This window comes from Chryseobacterium sp. GQ58 (assembly GCF_059758895.1).
The window spans coordinates 603,129-620,655 of the sequence record NZ_JCAXEH010000003.1; the positions used below are offsets into that span (position 1 = coordinate 603,129).

Here is a 17,527-nt window from a genome sequence, read left to right on the forward strand (position 1 = left end):
CATCTCACAATCATATTTTCTTTAGTATTTATATTTCGAGTATTTGAACGAAGAAAATGAACTGCTTAACGCAAAATTTTTATATGTATTTTATACTTTATTTTATAATTATTTGATTTTTGATTGATTACAAATATATTAAGAAAATTTTAGTAAAAAAAGAGTAAAAAAAATTAGAGATCTAAAGTGAAAAAAAGCTAACCTTAATTTAGTAATGATATAAATTACTTTTTTAAAATTTGTTGTTGTTGTCCTCTGTTGGAATGTGGGAAAATCTGCTGTTTTGCTGTGACTGATTTTTCCATACTTCAATAGAGTGGTTTATGAAAAGTTTTACTATTCGGACTTTTTCGCCTCAAACCCATCTTTAAACCTTAAAAAATCTTCTGCTTTTTTAGGATTATTCTTAATCCAAAGATGCACAAACTTAGTATTTTTATTCAATGTTTTTCATTTAATTTTCACCATTTTTTTTCTTTTCACAAGCAATTCCTTCTTTGCATCTACGTAAAATTTGTAGTGCTTTATGCTTTACAAAATGATTTCCAGAACAAAAAAAACGAGTTCCGAAGTTTTTTTTCACCCTTTTCGCAGAAAAGGCAAGAGAGTCTAGGTAGTACAAAATGTAAATTTTGTACATACAAAGACACATCTTGCTATATAGCTTTCATCATTTAGAAATTTTATTTAGTCTAGTATATTTTAGACCAGTCGGAATAGTTGATTTTAGTCTAGTTTGGGTCTTTTAATAATTGGAAGATTAGATAGCGAAGAACTTTTGTAAGAGTGCGAAAACTCAAGTGTATTCATATTTTTTTCGAGAGTAGATTGCCAATTCAAAATAGGTCTTCCCAATGAATTTTTCCAATCTGCTTCTTCCCATTTCTGAAATTTCTGAATCAATAAATTATCTAATTTTTCTGAGTAGTCTTTTAAAGTTTTTGCAAAATCCATAAACTGTTTTAGGGTAGGATATTTGGAAAATGAATTATGCAAAATAATTTCCGGCTCTAGGTTCTGATCCAATTCTTCAATCGGGTCTTTCATTATTTCATCAGTCTTTGGTGTTACTTTTGGCAAGTCATTTATTTTTAAAATGAAACGATTCGGAAAACCACGATTTCTATTATAATCTAAAAGTCCTAAAAGTTTGAGTTTATTTTTCGCTGTAATAATAGTTTGTCTGGAAAGCCCAAGTTCTTTTGCCATTTGATAGTCTGATAACACAATTTCCTTTTGCAAATCCTCACATTTGTAGAGGATAAAAGCAAAAACAACGATGGTATTTGCACCAATTTTATTTTTTGAATTTAAATCAAAAATTTTTTCAAATAAGTTTACGTCAGAAGTTTTAGAATTTTTCATCGCTTAAATCTCGGTTTAGACTGGTTTTCAACTTCACTGGTTTGTTGATTAAGATATTCATTCAAATCTTTAAAATCTGAATATAGAACCCGACAATCTTTCGCATTTTGTATTTCACTACTAATGATTTCAACAGCACGATTTCCAGCTTCATCATTATCAAAATAAAGCTCCACTTTTTCATATTCTCCGAGTGAATTTTTAATATTATTAATCATTGAAACGGAATTCAAAATGATATAATCAGAATATTTTTTTTCTAATTCATTTTCTAGATTTTTAAATGAAAGAAAATCAAAAAAACCTTCGAAAATCCTTATTGAATTTGAATCGTTTTTAATCGTCGAAATGTCTTTTTTACCCAAGCAAATTTTGGAGTATTTATTGCGAATTTCGTAACCGCCAGAATCGTTTTTGAAACCTATTCCGAAATAGTTTTTATCGTTCATTCGGTAATGAATTTCGTATAAAAATTGGGTTTGATTTCCAACATTTCTTTCCTTTAAATATTCCAAAAGTGCAGGATGCTGAACATTTTCAATCTTAATAATCTCATAGTTTTTAGAAATATTTTCTGGTTTAAGATTTGAAATATTTTGCTGATGAAAAGAAGAGAAATTCTGATTTTCTGCCCAAAGTAAAACTTCACTTACTAATGCATTCAAATATCTTTTCATAAAATCGATATTTTTTCCACCGATTCCTTCAGAGTGCAAATACCAGTAGTTTAGATTTTTATTAATTTTAAAAGAGGCGTGGTTCTCTTTGGCAAATGGATTGAGAAACCACGCTTCTTTTTCCGATTGTTTCGTGGGAAGGTGTCCGAGACAAAGGAGGACTTCTTCCAACGGGATTTTATTAAATTGTTTGCAGTTCATTTTTAAATTTTTCTGTGATTTTGTTAAAAGACTTACCTAATTACCATATTCTTGATAATCAAATCATTATTTCAATTTTTCACCTTACCTTAAAATACCTACTTACCAGAATCTTCTTTGTAGGTAAGTTCAGGTAGTTTTAAAAAATTGGACATACCTTAATGATAAATTGATTTTCAAGTATTTAAAGCATTTAGGTAAGTAGGTAAATGATTAGATAGTATTAAAATTAATTTGCGATTTTCAACCTAATGAGGTAACCGTAAATTTGTCTTTGTGGATGTTTAACTCTGGGAAATTTGAAAGACGATAAAGCCCTTCCGATTTTCAAATGATTGAGGCGAATTCCGTGAGAATTGAGATCAATCATCACTTCTGTGGCGGTTTTAAATTCTTCCAGATTGTCAGATGCTTCATAGAATTTACTTACCATTTCCTGCTCTAAGGTCATTTGCGTGAATCGCTCATTGCGTTTTTCGTTTTCGGAAATATCTGCTAAAGTAAGTTCAGGATTGTAATTTTCTCGTTTGTAAGCGTTGAAATAAGCTTGAGCCCAAACTTTATCAATATCAATATCAGACGAATAATTGAAGTTAATTTTCTCGATAACTTCAAAAATAATCCAACGAACACTGCCTGATTCGTCTGTTAGAAAGTCCGTTTTGTTGGTAGAACCCACGAAACTGCAAATTCTTTCCAGATATTCGGCTTTTCTTGCATAAGGCAATCTTTCATTGATATGCGTTTTTGAGATCATCGCTTTCAAAGAATTGATGTCAGCTTTTGCCAAAACCGAAAGTTCATCTAAATTGATAATCAAATTTTTGCACAATTTGATTCTGCTATCTTTATCCAAGCCAATATCTTCCGAGAGGTAATTTGTTAGTTTTTCAGGAATAAAAAATCTTAAGAATGTTGACTTTCCACTATTCTGAATGGTATTTGCCAAAACCAAACAATGCTTATTGATTTTCTCTTTTTCTAAAGCACAAAAGACCGCTCTGGTAAACCATTTTTCAACGTGATACAAAAATTTTTCATCATCGTTAGTCCTCACATAACTGCATAATTTTGCGATATGATCTTCGCCATCCCAATCCTCCAAGCTTTCAATATATTCTGAAATAGGATTATACTGTTCTATCAAATGGCTTCTGACCAAGATCTCCAATTTATTAATCGGTATATTAATTCCAGATTGAATGAGCTCTATATACAATGAGTTTAAATTTAGATTTGTCCATTTTTTATCTAGTATCAGTTTGATTTCAAACTCCAGAGAGATGGTGTTAAATCTTAATGAATATTTCGAATTGAGATAATTTAGAGTGCGATCAAAAATAGTTTTGCCTTCTGTACCATTTTGATACAGAGTATTTTTCTCTTCCATAAAAACATCTGGGTATTGTGGAAACAGACACAAATAATTATTATATTTGTACTTTACTTCCAAGTAAAACAAAGATTTTAAGCCTAACTACTGCTATAGTTAGGCTTTATTTTTTGCGTAAGGCAAATTCTATCGCTTCTTGTTGAATTTCATCATTTGATTTATGGCTGTTTTTTAACAACCATTCGTCAATTTTTTTGCGTTCAAAAAATAGAACTTTCCCGTTAGGCTTAGAAAAAGGAATACTGTGCGAATGAACTAATTTGTAGATGTAGGATTTCTTGAATCCCGTATAATCTGCAAGTTCTTCGACGTTGAGAATTTCCTTTAAACCGAAAATATGTTTTTCAATTCGGTTGAGTTTGTGCAGAATGATTTCGTTATTTTCCATTGCTTTCGTTTGACAAATTTAATGAAGCAAAAGTCATCATAGAAAACCATAAAAACAATAGAGTCAAACACTTAAAGGCGAAATAAGAATGATATGGATTAATCTGGAATATCAAAAGTCTAAATAAGAATAATCTGGATTAAAATAGATTCAGTACAATTTTACCAGATAAAATATTACTCTAGCTAAAAATATATTTTTTACAGTTCTATATTTAGTTCCGGGATAATCTCAGCAGCTTCTTTCATTTTGCTATCCACGATTTTTGCATAAATCTGAGTCGTTCTTAATTCTCGATGTCCCAATCTTTTGGAAACTGTGTAGATATCTGCACCATTTTCCAAAAGTAAAACAGCATTTGTATGTCGAGCTGAATGAAAAGTTATATGTTTCGGAACCGCAGCACGATTGCACCAACGGATAATTTCTGTATTGTAAGTCATCCCATATTTCAAGCCTTTGAAAACTCTTTCTTGGGGATCTTGTCTTTCGCCCAACAATTCTCTGGCTTGTTTTGAAATATAGAGATATTCTACACCCTCAGTTTTTTCTTGACGGAAATTGACTCTGGAAATATCACCTTCATCACGAACTTCTTTCCAAATCAAAGTATTAATATCTGACCAACGTAATCCCGATAAGCACGAAAAAAGAAAAGCCTTTTTCAAAACCGGATATTTACATTCTGCTTTTGCTAATCGTTGTAGTTCATCAAAAATCAGATATTCTCTTTGGCTCTCAGCTTGTTCAAATGATTTTATTTTCGAAGCATAATTTATAGTCAAATATCCGTTATCGAAAGCATTTCGAAGTGCAGCTTTAAACTTGTTAAAATAAGAATACTTTGAGTTTTGAGAAAGTGGAATTTCACTTCTGGTGAGAGCGTCCTTTTCAAAATATCGGTGAACTTTTTTGACAAACTTTTCATCAATTTCATCGAAAGTCATATTCTTTGAAACGATTTTTTTTAGATGTTGCAAAGTAGAATACCAGTTGCCATAATTATTAGAAGAATCTTGTAATCGTTTTTCATCTGTCAACTCTTCAAAATATGTTAAAAAAGTTCTTTTACTTTTCACCGTATCTTTTAAGTCGTAACGTCCTTGGACATATTCAGCTTTTTTGATTGCCAAAATACTTTCGGCAAGAGCCATAGCTTCTTTATTTTCTTTTTTTTCCTTAGGCGTTTTAGGTTCAGGATGTAAATAAAGTTTCAAGTACTCAAAATCCCGCAGATGAATTCTTTTTCCTTGTACATTAGTGGAAGAACCTTTGTAATACTCAATGAAAAGACTAATCCTTCCATCAGCTAAATTTTTCTGTTTTAAAGTGATATTCATACATTTTATTTGAGGTGTACATTTGTACACCTCGTGGCTATTTTTAGTAGCTCAAGGTGTACACCAGGTGTACAAATATATAAATAAACTCCAAAAAGAGAAAATAAAAATTATATAAATATCTGATAATCAAACAAAAGACAGAAAAAGAAATCAAAGAAAAGCTTATTTATTTCCCGATACAGAATTTAGAAAAAATATTCCCTAAAACTTCATCATTGGTTACTTCACCAGAAATTTCACCCAAATATTCAAGTGCGTTCCGAAGTTCATACGCTAATAATTCAGTTGAAATTTGGAGGGTAATAGCTTCTTTCACTTTATTTACCGCATCCAAAGATTTTTGCAAGGCTTCAAAATGACGCTGATTCGTTATGACAACGTTATTTTCTTCCGATTTTAATTGCTCAACATAAGAAGACAATTCGTTTTTAAGATCCTGAATATTTTGATTTTCAACAGCTGAAATTTTGATAAAGTCAAAATCATCCGAAATTGCATTTCTGAAAACATTTTCAACATTTTCATATCTTTCGGGAGATACTTCGTCGATTTTTGTAGCACAGATAATCAATTTTAAATCATCTCTTTGCAATGATTTGATCATTTGGATATCTTCAGAAAAATCTTCTGTTGCAGCATCGGCTAAAAACACCAAAATATTTGCATTTTCAACTTTTTCTTTGGCTTTTTTTACACCGATGGCTTCAATTTCGTCAACTGTATCACGCAATCCCGCCGTATCGATCAAACGGAAAGCATGACCTTTTATATGCAAAATCTCTTCAATTGTATCTCTTGTTGTCCCTGCAATATTGCTTACAATCGCTCTTTCTTCTTTTAGCAAAGCGTTCAGTAAGGTTGATTTTCCGGCATTTGGCTTTCCGATGATAGCAACTGCTGTTCCGTTTTTAATGGCATTTCCGTATTGGAAACTTTCAATAAGAGAATTTAATTTTAATTCAATTTTATCTAATAATTGATTTAAAGCTGATCTATCCGCAAATTCCACATCTTCCTCAGCAAAATCCAGTTCCAATTCAATTAATGAAACAAAATTTAACAAATCGGTTCTTAATATTGATATTTCATTGGTAATTCCGCCTTTTAACTGATTGATGGCAACTTTTCTGGACGCTTCATTTTCTGATGCAATCACGTCTGCAATTGCCTCAGCCTGAGAAAGATCAATTCTTCCGTTGATAAAGGCTCGAAGCGTAAACTCACCCGCTTTCGCCATTCGAGCTCCATTTTTGGTCAAAGTTTCAAGAATACGTTTCCCGATGTGTGGCGAGCCGTGAAAAGCAATTTCCACAGAGTTTTCAGTCGTAAAACTTTTCGGAGCCAAAAATATAGACAACATTACTTCATCAATCGCCTCTCCTCCATCCATAAAATAGCCGTAATGAATTGTATGAGATTTTTGTTTCCCTAAATTTTTACCGGGAAAAGACTTTTGAACGACAGACAAAGCATCATTTCCCGAAACCCGGATAATGCCTAAAGCCCCTATTCCATTGGCCGTAGCCAACGCACAAATGGTATCGTTATTCATAGTGCAAAGATAGTGGTTTTAATGTAATTTTTCAGAAGCCGGGAACCTGCTTTCACTACTCGCTTTTTCTGGTATTTGCGCGGCGGCTTCGCCGCCACACAAATACCAGAAAAGAGCTCAGACACGCCGTTCAATCAGGGCTAAAGCCTTGCTTGAAGAAAGAAATATTTGCCGGTTTCATCTTAACTTTTAAAATTATTTGATGAAATTGAAGTATATAAATTATATTTTTTCGGCGGCGGCTTTGCCGCCGCCGAAAAAATATAATTTCAAACACCACAAAAAACCTCACCGATTTGAAACCGATGAGATTTAAATTTACAAATCATCAAAAAGATTTGATTATCTTTATTTATAACGGACTTACCAATTCCGTAAACCAGCTTTTAACTTCTCCTTCCAAATAAGGTGCAAGCTTTTCTTCGCAGGTTTTATGATAATTATTTAGCCATTCAATTTCTTCTTCAGAAAGAATTTCTTTTACGATTATATCTTTAAAAAACGGACAGAAAGTCAATGTTTCGAATTCATAAAAAGTACCAAAATTTGTTTTTTCTGATTCTTTTACGGCAATTAAATTTTCATGACGGATTCCGTATTCGCCTTCCACATAAAATCCCGGTTCGTTTGAGCAAACCATTCCCGGAAGCAATTCTTGTGGGTTCATATCTTTTCTGATATTTTGTGGACCTTCATGCACATTCATAAAACTTCCGACACCATGACCGGTTCCGTGATTGTAATCTTTTCCTTCCATCCACAAAGGCAATCTTGCGATCGCGTCCAACTGAACTCCTTTTGTTCCTTTTGGAAATTTCACCATTGATAAACGAATCAACCCCTGCAAAACTAAAGTTGAATTTTTCTTAAACTCCTCAGAAACCGCACCTAAAGCCAAAGTTCTTGTAATATCCGTTGTTCCTTCAAGATATTGACCTCCGGAATCTACCAAAATACTTGCGTCATTTGTCACCTCTTTACTTCCTTCACTTTTTGCAGAATAATGCATAATTGCACCATTATCTTTATATCCGACGATGCTTCCGAAACTTTCTCCAACAAAATTTTCACCTTCCGCTCGAAAATTTTTCAGCTTTTGTCCGATAGAATATTCGGTCATTGCTTCTTTTCCTGCGTTGTGAGTGAGCCAATACAAGAATTTTACCATCGCTACGCCGTCTCTTACCATTACTTTTCGGAAACCTTCAAGTTCAGTCTCGTTTTTTTGAGCTTTCATTAAATTTCCTGGAACAGCGGCTTTTACAAATTCATTGTTAATCTTTAAAGCTTCAAAAATTGACTGGTTGCTGTTTGGAGAAATTAAAATTTTCTCATTGTTACAAGTCTTTAAATGATTAAAAAACTCCTCGTAAGGCATCATTTTAACAAAAGATTCATCCATTTGCTTTCTGGCCTCAACTTCCATTTTATCAAGATCGGTAAAGAGAATCGCATCATTTTTGGTAATAATAAGATATCCTAAAAATACAGGATTACTTTCGACATCACTTCCTCTCAAATTTAAAGTCCACGCAACATCATCCAAACTCGAAATGACATGAACCGTCACTTCCTGCTCCTCCATTTTTTGACGAATCGCCGAAATTTTATCAACAGTCGATTTTCCGGCTCTTTCTACAGGATGTGTATATATAGGGTTTTTTGATGGATTTCCTCTGTCTTTCCATATATATTTTAAAAGAGGAAGGTCAACCAACATCAAGTTTTTTGAATTTAATTTTTGGCACAAAAGTTCCCAGTTAGCATGAGAAGTCGCCAATGCATTAACGGCAACTTTTCCGTTTGCAGGAATTTCAGAAATAATCCAGTCGATATAGTTGGGCGTGCCTTCCATTCCGTCTTTGAAAAGATCAATTCCCGAACCTTCCAATTCTTTAGGAGCCTGAGTAAAATATCTGCCGTCGGTCCAAAGCCCGGCTTTATCTTTTGTGATTACTACAAAACCTGCCGAACCAAGAAATCCTGAAAGCCAGGCTCTTTCCTGCCATTCTTCCGGTAAATATTCGCTCATATGAGGATCTGCAGAATATACGATAAATGCATCTACATTATTTTTCTGCATTTCTTCACGAAGCGCTGCTACTTTTTCCTTTGAAGTCATTTTTTGAATTTTTAAAACCGAAAGTTACAAAAAATTGATTTTTCAGAGCCTTAAAATAATTTTTAAATCAAAGAACATTAAACAAAATACGATTTGCAACTGCTAAACATTATAATTTCAAATCTTCATTAAAACCATAATATTTTGGTGAGGTTCTTGCTATATTCCAAATATGGGAAAACAGAATTACAATAATCACAGAAAATTTTATGCACCTCATCATTTTGTGCTTCTTCCGTTGCTGATCATTTTAGAAGGTTTTGGAATTTATAAAATTTATAGTGATACAGAAAATGAGCTGATTTGGATATTATTTTCAATTGTTACATTTCTGATTGTCTATTTAGCAATAATGGTTCGACAGCATTATGCTTTAGGGAACCAAAACCGTATTGTAAGGCTTGAATTTAGGCAGAGATACTTTGAAATTTTCAATAAAAGATCGGATGAAGTATGTGAGAAACTAAGTTTCAGTCAGATTGCGGCATTACGTTTTGCTTATGATGACGAGTTTAAAGAACTTTTATATAAAGCCTTAAACGAAAATATTTCCGGTGATGAAATCAAAAGATCAATCAAAAACTGGAAACCCGACAACCAAAGAATTTAAATTATATAATCACTAAAAATAAACTATTATGAGAAAGTTAACTTTATACAGCATGAGTCTCTTTAGTATTCTTTTATTGACAAGTTGCGAAGCAATAGAAACAATCTTTAAAGCCGGTATGTGGTGGGGAATCATTTTAGTGGTAGGCGTTGTAGCCCTTTTATTGTGGCTATTTTCAAGGGGTAAGAACTCTTAACCAAATTATTTTATGGATCAATCAGACATTGAGATTATTTCTCACCTAAAGCCGTCGAAGATTGTCAAAATCATGAAAGATCCGGTAGCTTCTGCAAAGGCGGTGAACCTTATTTACACTTCCGATGCAGAAACAGCCGGTATTATCCGAAAAAAGAAAGGAAAAAATTTTTCTTATTATAAAGACGGCGAAAAAATCAAAGACAAAAACGAAATCAACCGTATCAACAAGCTGGTAATCCCTCCGGCGTGGGAAAATGTCTGGATTTGTGCTTTGGAAAACGGTCATTTGCAAGCAACAGGTTTTGATGCAAGAAAAAGAAAACAATACAAATATCATTCGCTCTGGAGCGCATTGAGAAATCATACCAAATTCTACAGAATGCTTCAGTTCGGTTATGCGTTGCCTGAAATCAGACTGCAGCTTGAAAAAGATTTGGCATTAAAAAATTTCGAAAAAAGAAAAATGCTTGCGCTTATTGTAAGTCTTATGCAACGTACCAACATCAGAATCGGAAACAGTATTTACGAAAAGCTTTACGGTTCTTTTGGTTTAACGACTTTAAAAGGCAAACACGTTCATATCAACGGGCAAAAAATAGAATTTTCATTTAAAGGAAAAAAAGGAATCATGCATCATGTTGATCTTAAAAGCAAAAGGTTGGCAAAATTGGTGCAGAAATGTAAAGAAATTCCAGGAAAAGAACTCTTTCAATATTTTGATGATGAAGGAAAAAGACATTCTATAGATTCCGGAATGGTAAATGATTATATTAAAGAATTAAGCGGTGAAGATTTTACGGCCAAAGATTTCAGAACTTGGGCAGGAACCGTTAATGCATTGATTGCTTTTAAAGAAATCGGCTATGCTGAAAACAACACACAATACAAAAAAAAGGTAAAGGAAGCTTTAGACATCGTGGCTTCACATCTTGGAAATACAAGTACCGTTTGCCGAAAATATTACGTTCATCCTTTAGTTATCAATCTTTACGAAAACAATACGATCAAAAAATATCTTGATGAGCTTGAAAAAATAGAAGAAAATGATGGAAAAGCCGGATTGACACAAGAAGAAAAACTTGTGTTGAAAATTCTGGAAAACGAGAAAATGTGATTTTAAAGGTGAATTATCACTCTGCTTTGCTCTTAAATTAAAAACCAGGAAGCGTAATGGCTGGCAAAGATTCCCCTTCTTTCATTTCCATAATCTCTCTGGTTTCATCAACAGAAATATCAAGTGCTCCCGATAAAAATCCGGATAATTTTGCAATACATTTTTGATAAGAAGAAGTGATTTTAAACGGTTGAAAGCCCTTTTGAAAAGTTGTACTTCCATCATTTATTTTCATGATTTGGTAGGTTCCTTTTATTAAACCTTTACAATTTTTCTGATTGATATTAACCTGGAAATTCCTCGCATCAACGAAATACAAAACATCAGGTTTCAATTTGTTTTTATCTAAAATGAGTTCTGCTTGTGAGTAATTTTTTAAATCGAAATACCATTTAGAGCCTTTTAAAGTTCCATTCAACAATTCATCTTCAGGAAATCTATATTCCTCAATTTGTGGTGCTAAAGGAATTTCTTTTACCACTTTCTTTTTATGTTGTGCAAAAACGGTTTGAGACAATAACAAAAAGACTAAAAGTATTTTTTTCATTTTCTGAAAATTTAGTATTGTCAAATATAATCATTCTAAAATGCAAATAGTCTCTATCGATTTTTTGTACAAATTAATTGTTGTAAATTTGTAACATTAGCAATTAATTAAATAATACAACATAATATGTCAAAAGCAATTTCGCAAGTGCCATTTGCAGTAAACGAGCCGGTAAATTCTTATGCTCCGGGAACTCCAGAAGTAAAAAGCCTTATCGCTCAATACAAAAAAATGTGGGCTGAAAAGATAGAAATACCAATGGTAATCAACGGTAAAGAAGTAAAAACTGATGATAAAGTTCAACTTCAGTCGCCACAGGATCACGCTCATGATTTCGGTTTTTATCACAGAGGAACAATGCAGCATGTGGATGATGCCATCAACTCAGCTTTAGCAGCTAAACAAGCCTGGAATGAGCTTGGCTGGGAACATCGTGCAGCGATTTTCTTGAAAGCAGCAGATTTATTGGCGGGGCCTTACAGAGATGTAATCAACGCGGCAACAATGATTGGACAGTCTAAAAATGTACATCAGGCTGAAATTGATGCTGCTTGTGAGTTTATTGATTTTTTAAGATTCAATGTAGAATTCATGACGGAAATGTATTCCGAGCAGCCGGTTTCTGACGCAGGAATCTGGAATCGTGTAGAATACAGACCATTGGAAGGATTTTGTTTTGCGGTAACTCCGTTCAACTTTACGGCGATTTCAGGGAATTTGCCAACTTGTATGGCAATGCTTGGAAACGTAGTAGTTTGGAAGCCTTCAGATAAGCAGATCTATTCTGCAAAAGTGATTATGGATGTTTTAATCGAAGCAGGTCTTCCTGCAGGTGTTATCAACATGATTTTTACAGACGGAAAAGAAACTGCAGATAAAGTTTTAGCACACAGAGATTTTGCAGGACTTCACTTTACAGGATCTACAAAAGTTTTCCAGGGAATGTGGAAAATGATTGGAGACAATATTCACAATTACAGAACTTATCCGAGAATTGTTGGAGAAACAGGTGGAAAAGACTTTGTAATTGCACATCCTTCTGCAAATGTAGAAGCCGTGGCAACCGCTTTGGTAAGAGGTTCTTTCGAATATCAAGGACAGAAATGTTCTGCTGCTTCAAGAGCTTATATTCCAAAATCTCTTTGGGATGATGTGAAAAAAGTAATGGAAACTCAGATGAAGTCAATTAAAATTGGTTCTCCTGAAGATCCGTCAAACTTTATAAACGCTGTAATTGATAAAAATTCTTTCGAAAAATGTAAAGGATATATCGAAAGAGCAGAAATGTCCAGCAATGCTAATGTAATAATCGGCGGAAAATGTGATGATTCTAAAGGCTGGTTTGTAAATCCAACCGTAATAGAAACTACTGATCCTCAATACGAAAGTATGGTTGAGGAAATATTCGGGCCAATTTTATCTGTTTATGTTTACGAAGATCAAAACTGGAAAGAAACCCTTGCTTTGGTAGATTCTTCTTCTCCTTATTCATTGACGGGTTCTGTTTTCGCACAAGACCGTTATGCAGTAAATGAAGCATTCAAAGCATTGGAAAATGCATCTGGAAATTTCTACATCAACGACAAACCAACGGGCGCAGTTGTTGGTCAGCAGCCTTTCGGTGGCGGCAGAGCTTCAGGAACGAATGATAAAGCAGGTTCTAAAATGAACTTATTGAGATGGACCTCTGTAAGAAGTATCAAAGAAACTTTTGTTTCACCTAAAGATTACAAATATCCGTATTTAGGATAATTATTATTGAACAATCATTTGTCATGATAAATAAAGCCTCGGAATTTCGGTTTCGAGGCTTTTTGTTAATAACAATCATAATTAACATTTTTTTAATATTTCGAAAAACTCTTTCGGAATAATTATTGGAGTCCAAGTCATATACACCATAAAAATAATTATTATGAAAAAGTTTTTGTTATTAACATTAGGAATAGGATTTTTCGCGGCGAGTTGTGGATCAAAAGAGCCACAAATGTCATCCAGCAACACAGATTCTACAGCTGTAGATACAACCATGAATGCAGCACCACCTGTGGCAGACACGATGAGAACAACGCCAACAACGCCAAATACTGACAGTATCAAAATGCCAACCGATACTGTTACCGCTCCTGTAACGAGATAGTAGCTAACTAAGAAAAGGGGAAATCCGCAGAATTGATCTGCGGATTTTTTTTATTTCATTAAAAGAGGTTCTACGGAATATCCCAATTTTTTCAGTTCCTGAATCAAACCGCATTGATAATGTAAATGTCCCAAACCTACAGCAACAAATACATTGTTATTTTCGAAAAGCTCAGGTAAAATTTTCATCCATTTTTTGTTTCTTTCTTTGCGAATGATTGTTTCATGTTCATTGATGTTTTCACAGGATTTATCAAACTCGTATGGAAATTTAAATGCTCCATATTTTTCCAACAAACCTGAGCAAGTGTTTTTAGATTTGTTGTATTGTCTTAAAATTAATTTAATTCCGAAAGCTGCAGATTTCCACGTTACAGAATCTGAGGCTTTAGAATTTGCTCTGCTCAAGTAATTCATTTGCTGGTCGATTGTTTCCAGATAACACATTTTCTTATTATTTTCCTTTCCTTTCTTTTGAATATATTCATCTAAAAAATATTCATCAGAAGGATTAAGATAAATGCAATTTTTTGCATTGAATTTCATTTGAAGCTTAAAGGCCATTTCACTTGGATTAAATCTTCTAAAATCGGTTTTTTCGTTTTTAAAGATTTCTTTTACCAGATTCAATTGCTCCTTATTTAAAATTATTTCTGCTTCGTCTGTTGGATTTCCATAGTTTTCGGCAGTTTTTCTTATCATTTCCATTTCAGTAACGACGACATCTGAAGACATTAAGCTTTTATCCAAAACAGGATATTTATTGTAAAATGATTCTCCGAAAAAATGCATAGTTCCATATAAATAGGAAGTATGTTTGCCATTTTTTGACGTTACTTTCCACAAGTGAGTTTCCTGTGCAAAAACTGTTGCCGAAAAAAACAGAAGTAAAAAGGCTGCGCAGATATTAATTTTGTTTTTCATGATTAAAAAATATTTTGTGATATTTAATAAGTATCAAAACTTCTTGAATTATTACAAATACCCTGAAAATTTTATTTTAATGAATTTAAATTCTTCTTATAAATCTTAATATTTTTCTATATTTGATCAACATAAACAATTATAATATCATTATGAAAAAATTAGGAATAGCAGCAGTTTCAGCTTTATTATTTTTTGGAAGCTGTGCAGATAAAAAAGAAAACCGAGACGAATTCAAAGCAGAGCACAATAAAGATTCTCTAAGAAATTTAATGGGCGATTCAGCAGTAGCCAATTCTGAACACGCGCCTGTAACGGCAGCCGATTCTGGAAGAAAATCTGTAGATTCTGTAGCATCACCAACAGATTATGAAAGCAAAGAAAAAAAGCCGAATACCCAAGTTGGCGGTCATCGATAAAAATAAAATCCGTAGTGAAAGCTGCGGATTTATTTTTTTAATGAAAAAACGAAATTATCTGCAATTTTTAAAAAAAGTAATATATTTACGTCGTGATTACAAAATGTATTCAATTAAAAAATCTATGAAAAAAACATTAATATTATCATTCCTTTTCATGGCAGCAATTGCATTCGGACAGGGAATTAAATTTGAAGACGGCAACTTTAAAAGCCTTTTAGAAAAAGCAAAAAAAGAAAACAAGCTTATTTTTGTCGACGCCTATGCCGTTTGGTGTGGGCCTTGCAAATTGATGGTGAAAAATATTTTCCCGTTAAAGGCTGTTGGCGATCATTACAATGCACGCTTTATCAATGCAAAAATTGATATGGAAAAAGGCGAAGGAATTGACCTTGCTAAAAAATATAACGTAAAAGCATTTCCTACTTATTTATTCATCAACGGAGACGGCGAAGAAGTTCACAGAACTTTAGGTTATGTGGAAGAAGCTGATTTTATACAGTTTGCGAAAGATGCAGAAGATCCGACTAAAACTCTTACCGCTTTAAAGAAAAAATTTGAAAACGGCGAAAAAGATCCTGCGTTTTTATTAAACCTTGCCGGACTTACCGTTTACAGCGATACAGAAATGGCCAATAAAGTTTTGGAACGTTATTTCTCAGGAAAACCGGAAATCACAAAGGAAAATCTACAATTGCTTTTCACAGCAATGAAAAGTACAGATGGCGTAGCTTACAAAGTTTTCCAGGACAGAAAAGCTGATATTTTGAAAATCGTTCCTGAAAAAAATTACGAAAGTCTCGATAAAAATGTAAAAATAAATACCATTATTACCAAAGCTTACAATCCTGAAACTAAGAAAATGAATGAGACTTATTTCTTAGCTGAAGCTCAAAAATTCCTGAGCAAAGAGGAAGCTGAAAAGTTATTGCAAAAAGTAAAATCGAGCAGAGCTTTAAAAAACAAAGATTTTGCAACGTATGAAAAAATAAATCTTGAATTGTACAAAGATTATTCGGGGGCGGGTTCAGAAGAATTAAATTCTTTAGCATGGAACTTCTTTGAAAACGTAAGCACAAAATCTTCTTTGGAAACTGCTTTGAAATGGGCTCACGAATCTGTAAAGAAAAATGAAAATTATGCAAATACAGATACGTTGGCAAATCTTTACAACAAAATAGGCGATAAGAAAAATGCTAAAATCTGGGCTGAAAAATCTGTTGAATTAGGAAAAGCAACAGGCCAAGATACCGCAGATACAGAAAAATTATTGAAAAGTTTATAATCCTTATTTAAAACATAAAAAACGCCGCTGAATTTTATTCAGCGGCGTTTTTGTTATCATTTATTTTAAGTAAATTTCGTCAGTTCGAGTAGCGAAGCGTATCGAGAACTTCGGTTATAAAATGAAAGTTTCTCGATAAGGTTTTCTTCAAAAACCTACTCGAAATGACGTATCTCATGAAATATTTCTTAATATTGAAACAAAACACTTCCCCACGTAAAACCGCTTCCAAAGGCTGAAAGAAGAACAAGATCTCCTCTTTTTACCTTTCCTTCCTGAATCGCTTCACTTAAAGCAATCGGAATAGAAGCCGCTGTTGTGTTTCCATATTTTTGAATATTATTATGAATCTTTTCATCCGGTAAACCGAATTTCTGCTGTACAAACTGCGCAATTCTCAAATTTGCCTGATGCGGAATAAACATATCGAGATCTTCAACCGTTTTCCCTGCTTTGTTTAAAGCTTCCATCATGGTTTCTGGAAACCTTGTAACGGCATGTTTGAAAACGAAATTTCCGTTCATTACAGGATAAACTTCCTTATCAGTCACATTTTCAGGCTCCTTCCTCATCCTGTCGCTCCATCCGAACTTTGAACCGGGAAACTTGGTGCACAATTCATCTGCATATTTACCTTCAGAATGCATGTTAACTGCTAAAATATCACCATCATTTTCATTTTCGCTCGCCGAAAGTATAACCGCTCCTGCCCCGTCTCCGAAGATCACTGAAACTCCCCTTCCTTCATCAGAAAAATCCAATCCGAAGGAATGCACTTCTGCTCCTACAACCAAAATATTTTTATACGTTCCAGATTTAATAAAAGCATTGGCAACGCTCATCGCATATACAAAACCTGAACATTGATTTCTCACATCCAAAGCCCCGATCGTATCACAACCCAACATATCCTGCAACAGCACGCCACATCCCGGAAAATAATAATCGGGCGAAAGTGTCGCGAAAACAATATAATCGATATCTTTTGCTGTCAAACCAGCTTGTTGAAGCGCCTTTTCTGAAGCTTGGAAACCTAAATATGCCGTAGTTTCCTGTGCATCATTTCTATTGATTCTGTGTCTTCTTTCTTTGATGCCTGTGCGCTCCGTAATCCATTCGTCATTGGTGGTCATTAATTCTGCTAAATCATCATTTGTTACAACATGATCCGGAACATGAAATCCTATTCCCTTTATTGTGCTTTTAATCATATAGTTTTTTAATTTTGGTAAAGATAAAACTTATTTAAC

Annotated in this window: 16 protein-coding genes; 6 read left to right on the forward strand and 10 right to left on the reverse strand. The window is 33.5% G+C overall.

The window, feature by feature from the left end; translation table 11 throughout:
* Positions 1-726: 726 nt before the first annotated feature.
* The 7 genes from AC6CHK_RS10740 to AC6CHK_RS10770 all read right to left on the reverse strand — a co-directional run bounded on the left by AC6CHK_RS10740 (position 727) and on the right by AC6CHK_RS10770 (position 9,041).
* A complete protein-coding gene (locus AC6CHK_RS10740; RefSeq protein WP_498095945.1) occupies positions 727-1,365 on the reverse strand; it encodes a hypothetical protein in 639 nt (212 codons plus the stop codon).
* On the reverse strand, positions 1,362-2,243 hold the full coding sequence (locus tag AC6CHK_RS10745) for a toprim domain-containing protein (RefSeq protein ID WP_498095947.1): 882 nt from the start codon (positions 2,241-2,243) through the stop codon (positions 1,362-1,364). The genes AC6CHK_RS10740 and AC6CHK_RS10745 overlap by 4 nt, the downstream gene beginning before the upstream one ends.
* Positions 2,244-2,472: 229 nt before the next feature.
* A complete protein-coding gene (locus AC6CHK_RS10750) occupies positions 2,473-3,633 on the reverse strand; it encodes a VapE domain-containing protein (protein ID WP_498095949.1) in 1,161 nt (386 codons plus the stop codon).
* 106 nt (positions 3,634-3,739) lie between these two features.
* Positions 3,740-4,024, reverse strand: a complete 285-nt coding sequence (locus tag AC6CHK_RS10755; RefSeq protein WP_498095951.1) for a helix-turn-helix transcriptional regulator — start codon at positions 4,022-4,024, stop codon at positions 3,740-3,742.
* A 200-nt stretch (positions 4,025-4,224) separates the two neighbouring features.
* Positions 4,225-5,364 (reverse strand): site-specific integrase, encoded by a 1,140-nt coding sequence (locus AC6CHK_RS10760; RefSeq protein WP_498095953.1) that lies wholly within the window; start codon positions 5,362-5,364, stop codon positions 4,225-4,227.
* A 169-nt stretch (positions 5,365-5,533) separates the two neighbouring features.
* Positions 5,534-6,919: a tRNA uridine-5-carboxymethylaminomethyl(34) synthesis GTPase MnmE gene (gene mnmE, locus AC6CHK_RS10765; protein ID WP_498095955.1), complete on the reverse strand. Its 1,386-nt coding sequence runs from the start codon at positions 6,917-6,919 to the stop codon at positions 5,534-5,536.
* Positions 6,920-7,271: 352 nt separating this feature from the next.
* Entirely contained in the window at positions 7,272-9,041 is a 1,770-nt protein-coding gene (locus AC6CHK_RS10770) for an aminopeptidase P family protein (protein ID WP_498095957.1), read from the reverse strand.
* A gap of 172 nt (positions 9,042-9,213) precedes the next feature.
* On the opposite strand from AC6CHK_RS10770, the gene AC6CHK_RS10775 reads away from it, so the two are divergent.
* Together AC6CHK_RS10775 and AC6CHK_RS10780 are read left to right on the forward strand one after the other, a co-directional pair.
* Complete coding sequence (locus AC6CHK_RS10775) at positions 9,214-9,651, forward strand: DUF6526 family protein (protein ID WP_498095959.1); 438 nt, start codon at positions 9,214-9,216, stop codon at positions 9,649-9,651.
* Positions 9,652-9,859: 208 nt separating this feature from the next.
* Entirely contained in the window at positions 9,860-10,963 is a 1,104-nt protein-coding gene (locus tag AC6CHK_RS10780) for a DNA topoisomerase IB (protein WP_498095961.1), read from the forward strand.
* A 37-nt stretch (positions 10,964-11,000) separates the two neighbouring features.
* Here AC6CHK_RS10780 and AC6CHK_RS10785 read toward each other — a convergent pair whose 3' ends face one another.
* Entirely contained in the window at positions 11,001-11,510 is a 510-nt protein-coding gene (locus AC6CHK_RS10785) for a hypothetical protein (RefSeq protein ID WP_498095963.1), read from the reverse strand.
* Between the two features lie 126 nt (positions 11,511-11,636).
* Between AC6CHK_RS10785 and pruA the strand changes: the two genes are divergently transcribed.
* Positions 11,637-13,262 carry an L-glutamate gamma-semialdehyde dehydrogenase gene (gene pruA, locus AC6CHK_RS10790; RefSeq protein ID WP_498095965.1) on the forward strand — a complete coding sequence of 542 codons (1,626 nt, stop codon included), beginning with the start codon at positions 11,637-11,639 and terminating at the stop codon, positions 13,260-13,262.
* Between the two features lie 163 nt (positions 13,263-13,425).
* Positions 13,426-13,650 carry a cytochrome C551 gene (locus tag AC6CHK_RS10795; RefSeq protein WP_498095967.1) on the forward strand — a complete coding sequence of 75 codons (225 nt, stop codon included), beginning with the start codon at positions 13,426-13,428 and terminating at the stop codon, positions 13,648-13,650.
* 50 nt (positions 13,651-13,700) lie between these two features.
* On the opposite strand, the gene AC6CHK_RS10800 is transcribed toward AC6CHK_RS10795, so the two are convergent.
* Positions 13,701-14,573: a TraB/GumN family protein gene (locus AC6CHK_RS10800; protein WP_498095969.1), complete on the reverse strand. Its 873-nt coding sequence runs from the start codon at positions 14,571-14,573 to the stop codon at positions 13,701-13,703.
* A gap of 152 nt (positions 14,574-14,725) precedes the next feature.
* Between AC6CHK_RS10800 and AC6CHK_RS10805 the strand changes: the two genes are divergently transcribed.
* The gene (locus AC6CHK_RS10805) at positions 14,726-14,992 is read left to right on the forward strand and encodes a hypothetical protein (protein WP_498095971.1); all 267 of its coding nucleotides are present in this window, start codon (positions 14,726-14,728) and stop codon (positions 14,990-14,992) included.
* Between the two features lie 124 nt (positions 14,993-15,116).
* Positions 15,117-16,277, forward strand: coding sequence for a thioredoxin fold domain-containing protein (locus AC6CHK_RS10810; RefSeq protein ID WP_498095973.1), 1,161 nt, complete (start codon positions 15,117-15,119; stop codon positions 16,275-16,277).
* Positions 16,278-16,465: 188 nt separating this feature from the next.
* Here AC6CHK_RS10810 and AC6CHK_RS10815 read toward each other — a convergent pair whose 3' ends face one another.
* Entirely contained in the window at positions 16,466-17,488 is a 1,023-nt protein-coding gene (locus AC6CHK_RS10815) for a 3-oxoacyl-ACP synthase III family protein (RefSeq protein ID WP_498095975.1), read from the reverse strand.
* Positions 17,489-17,527: the final 39 nt, after the last annotated feature.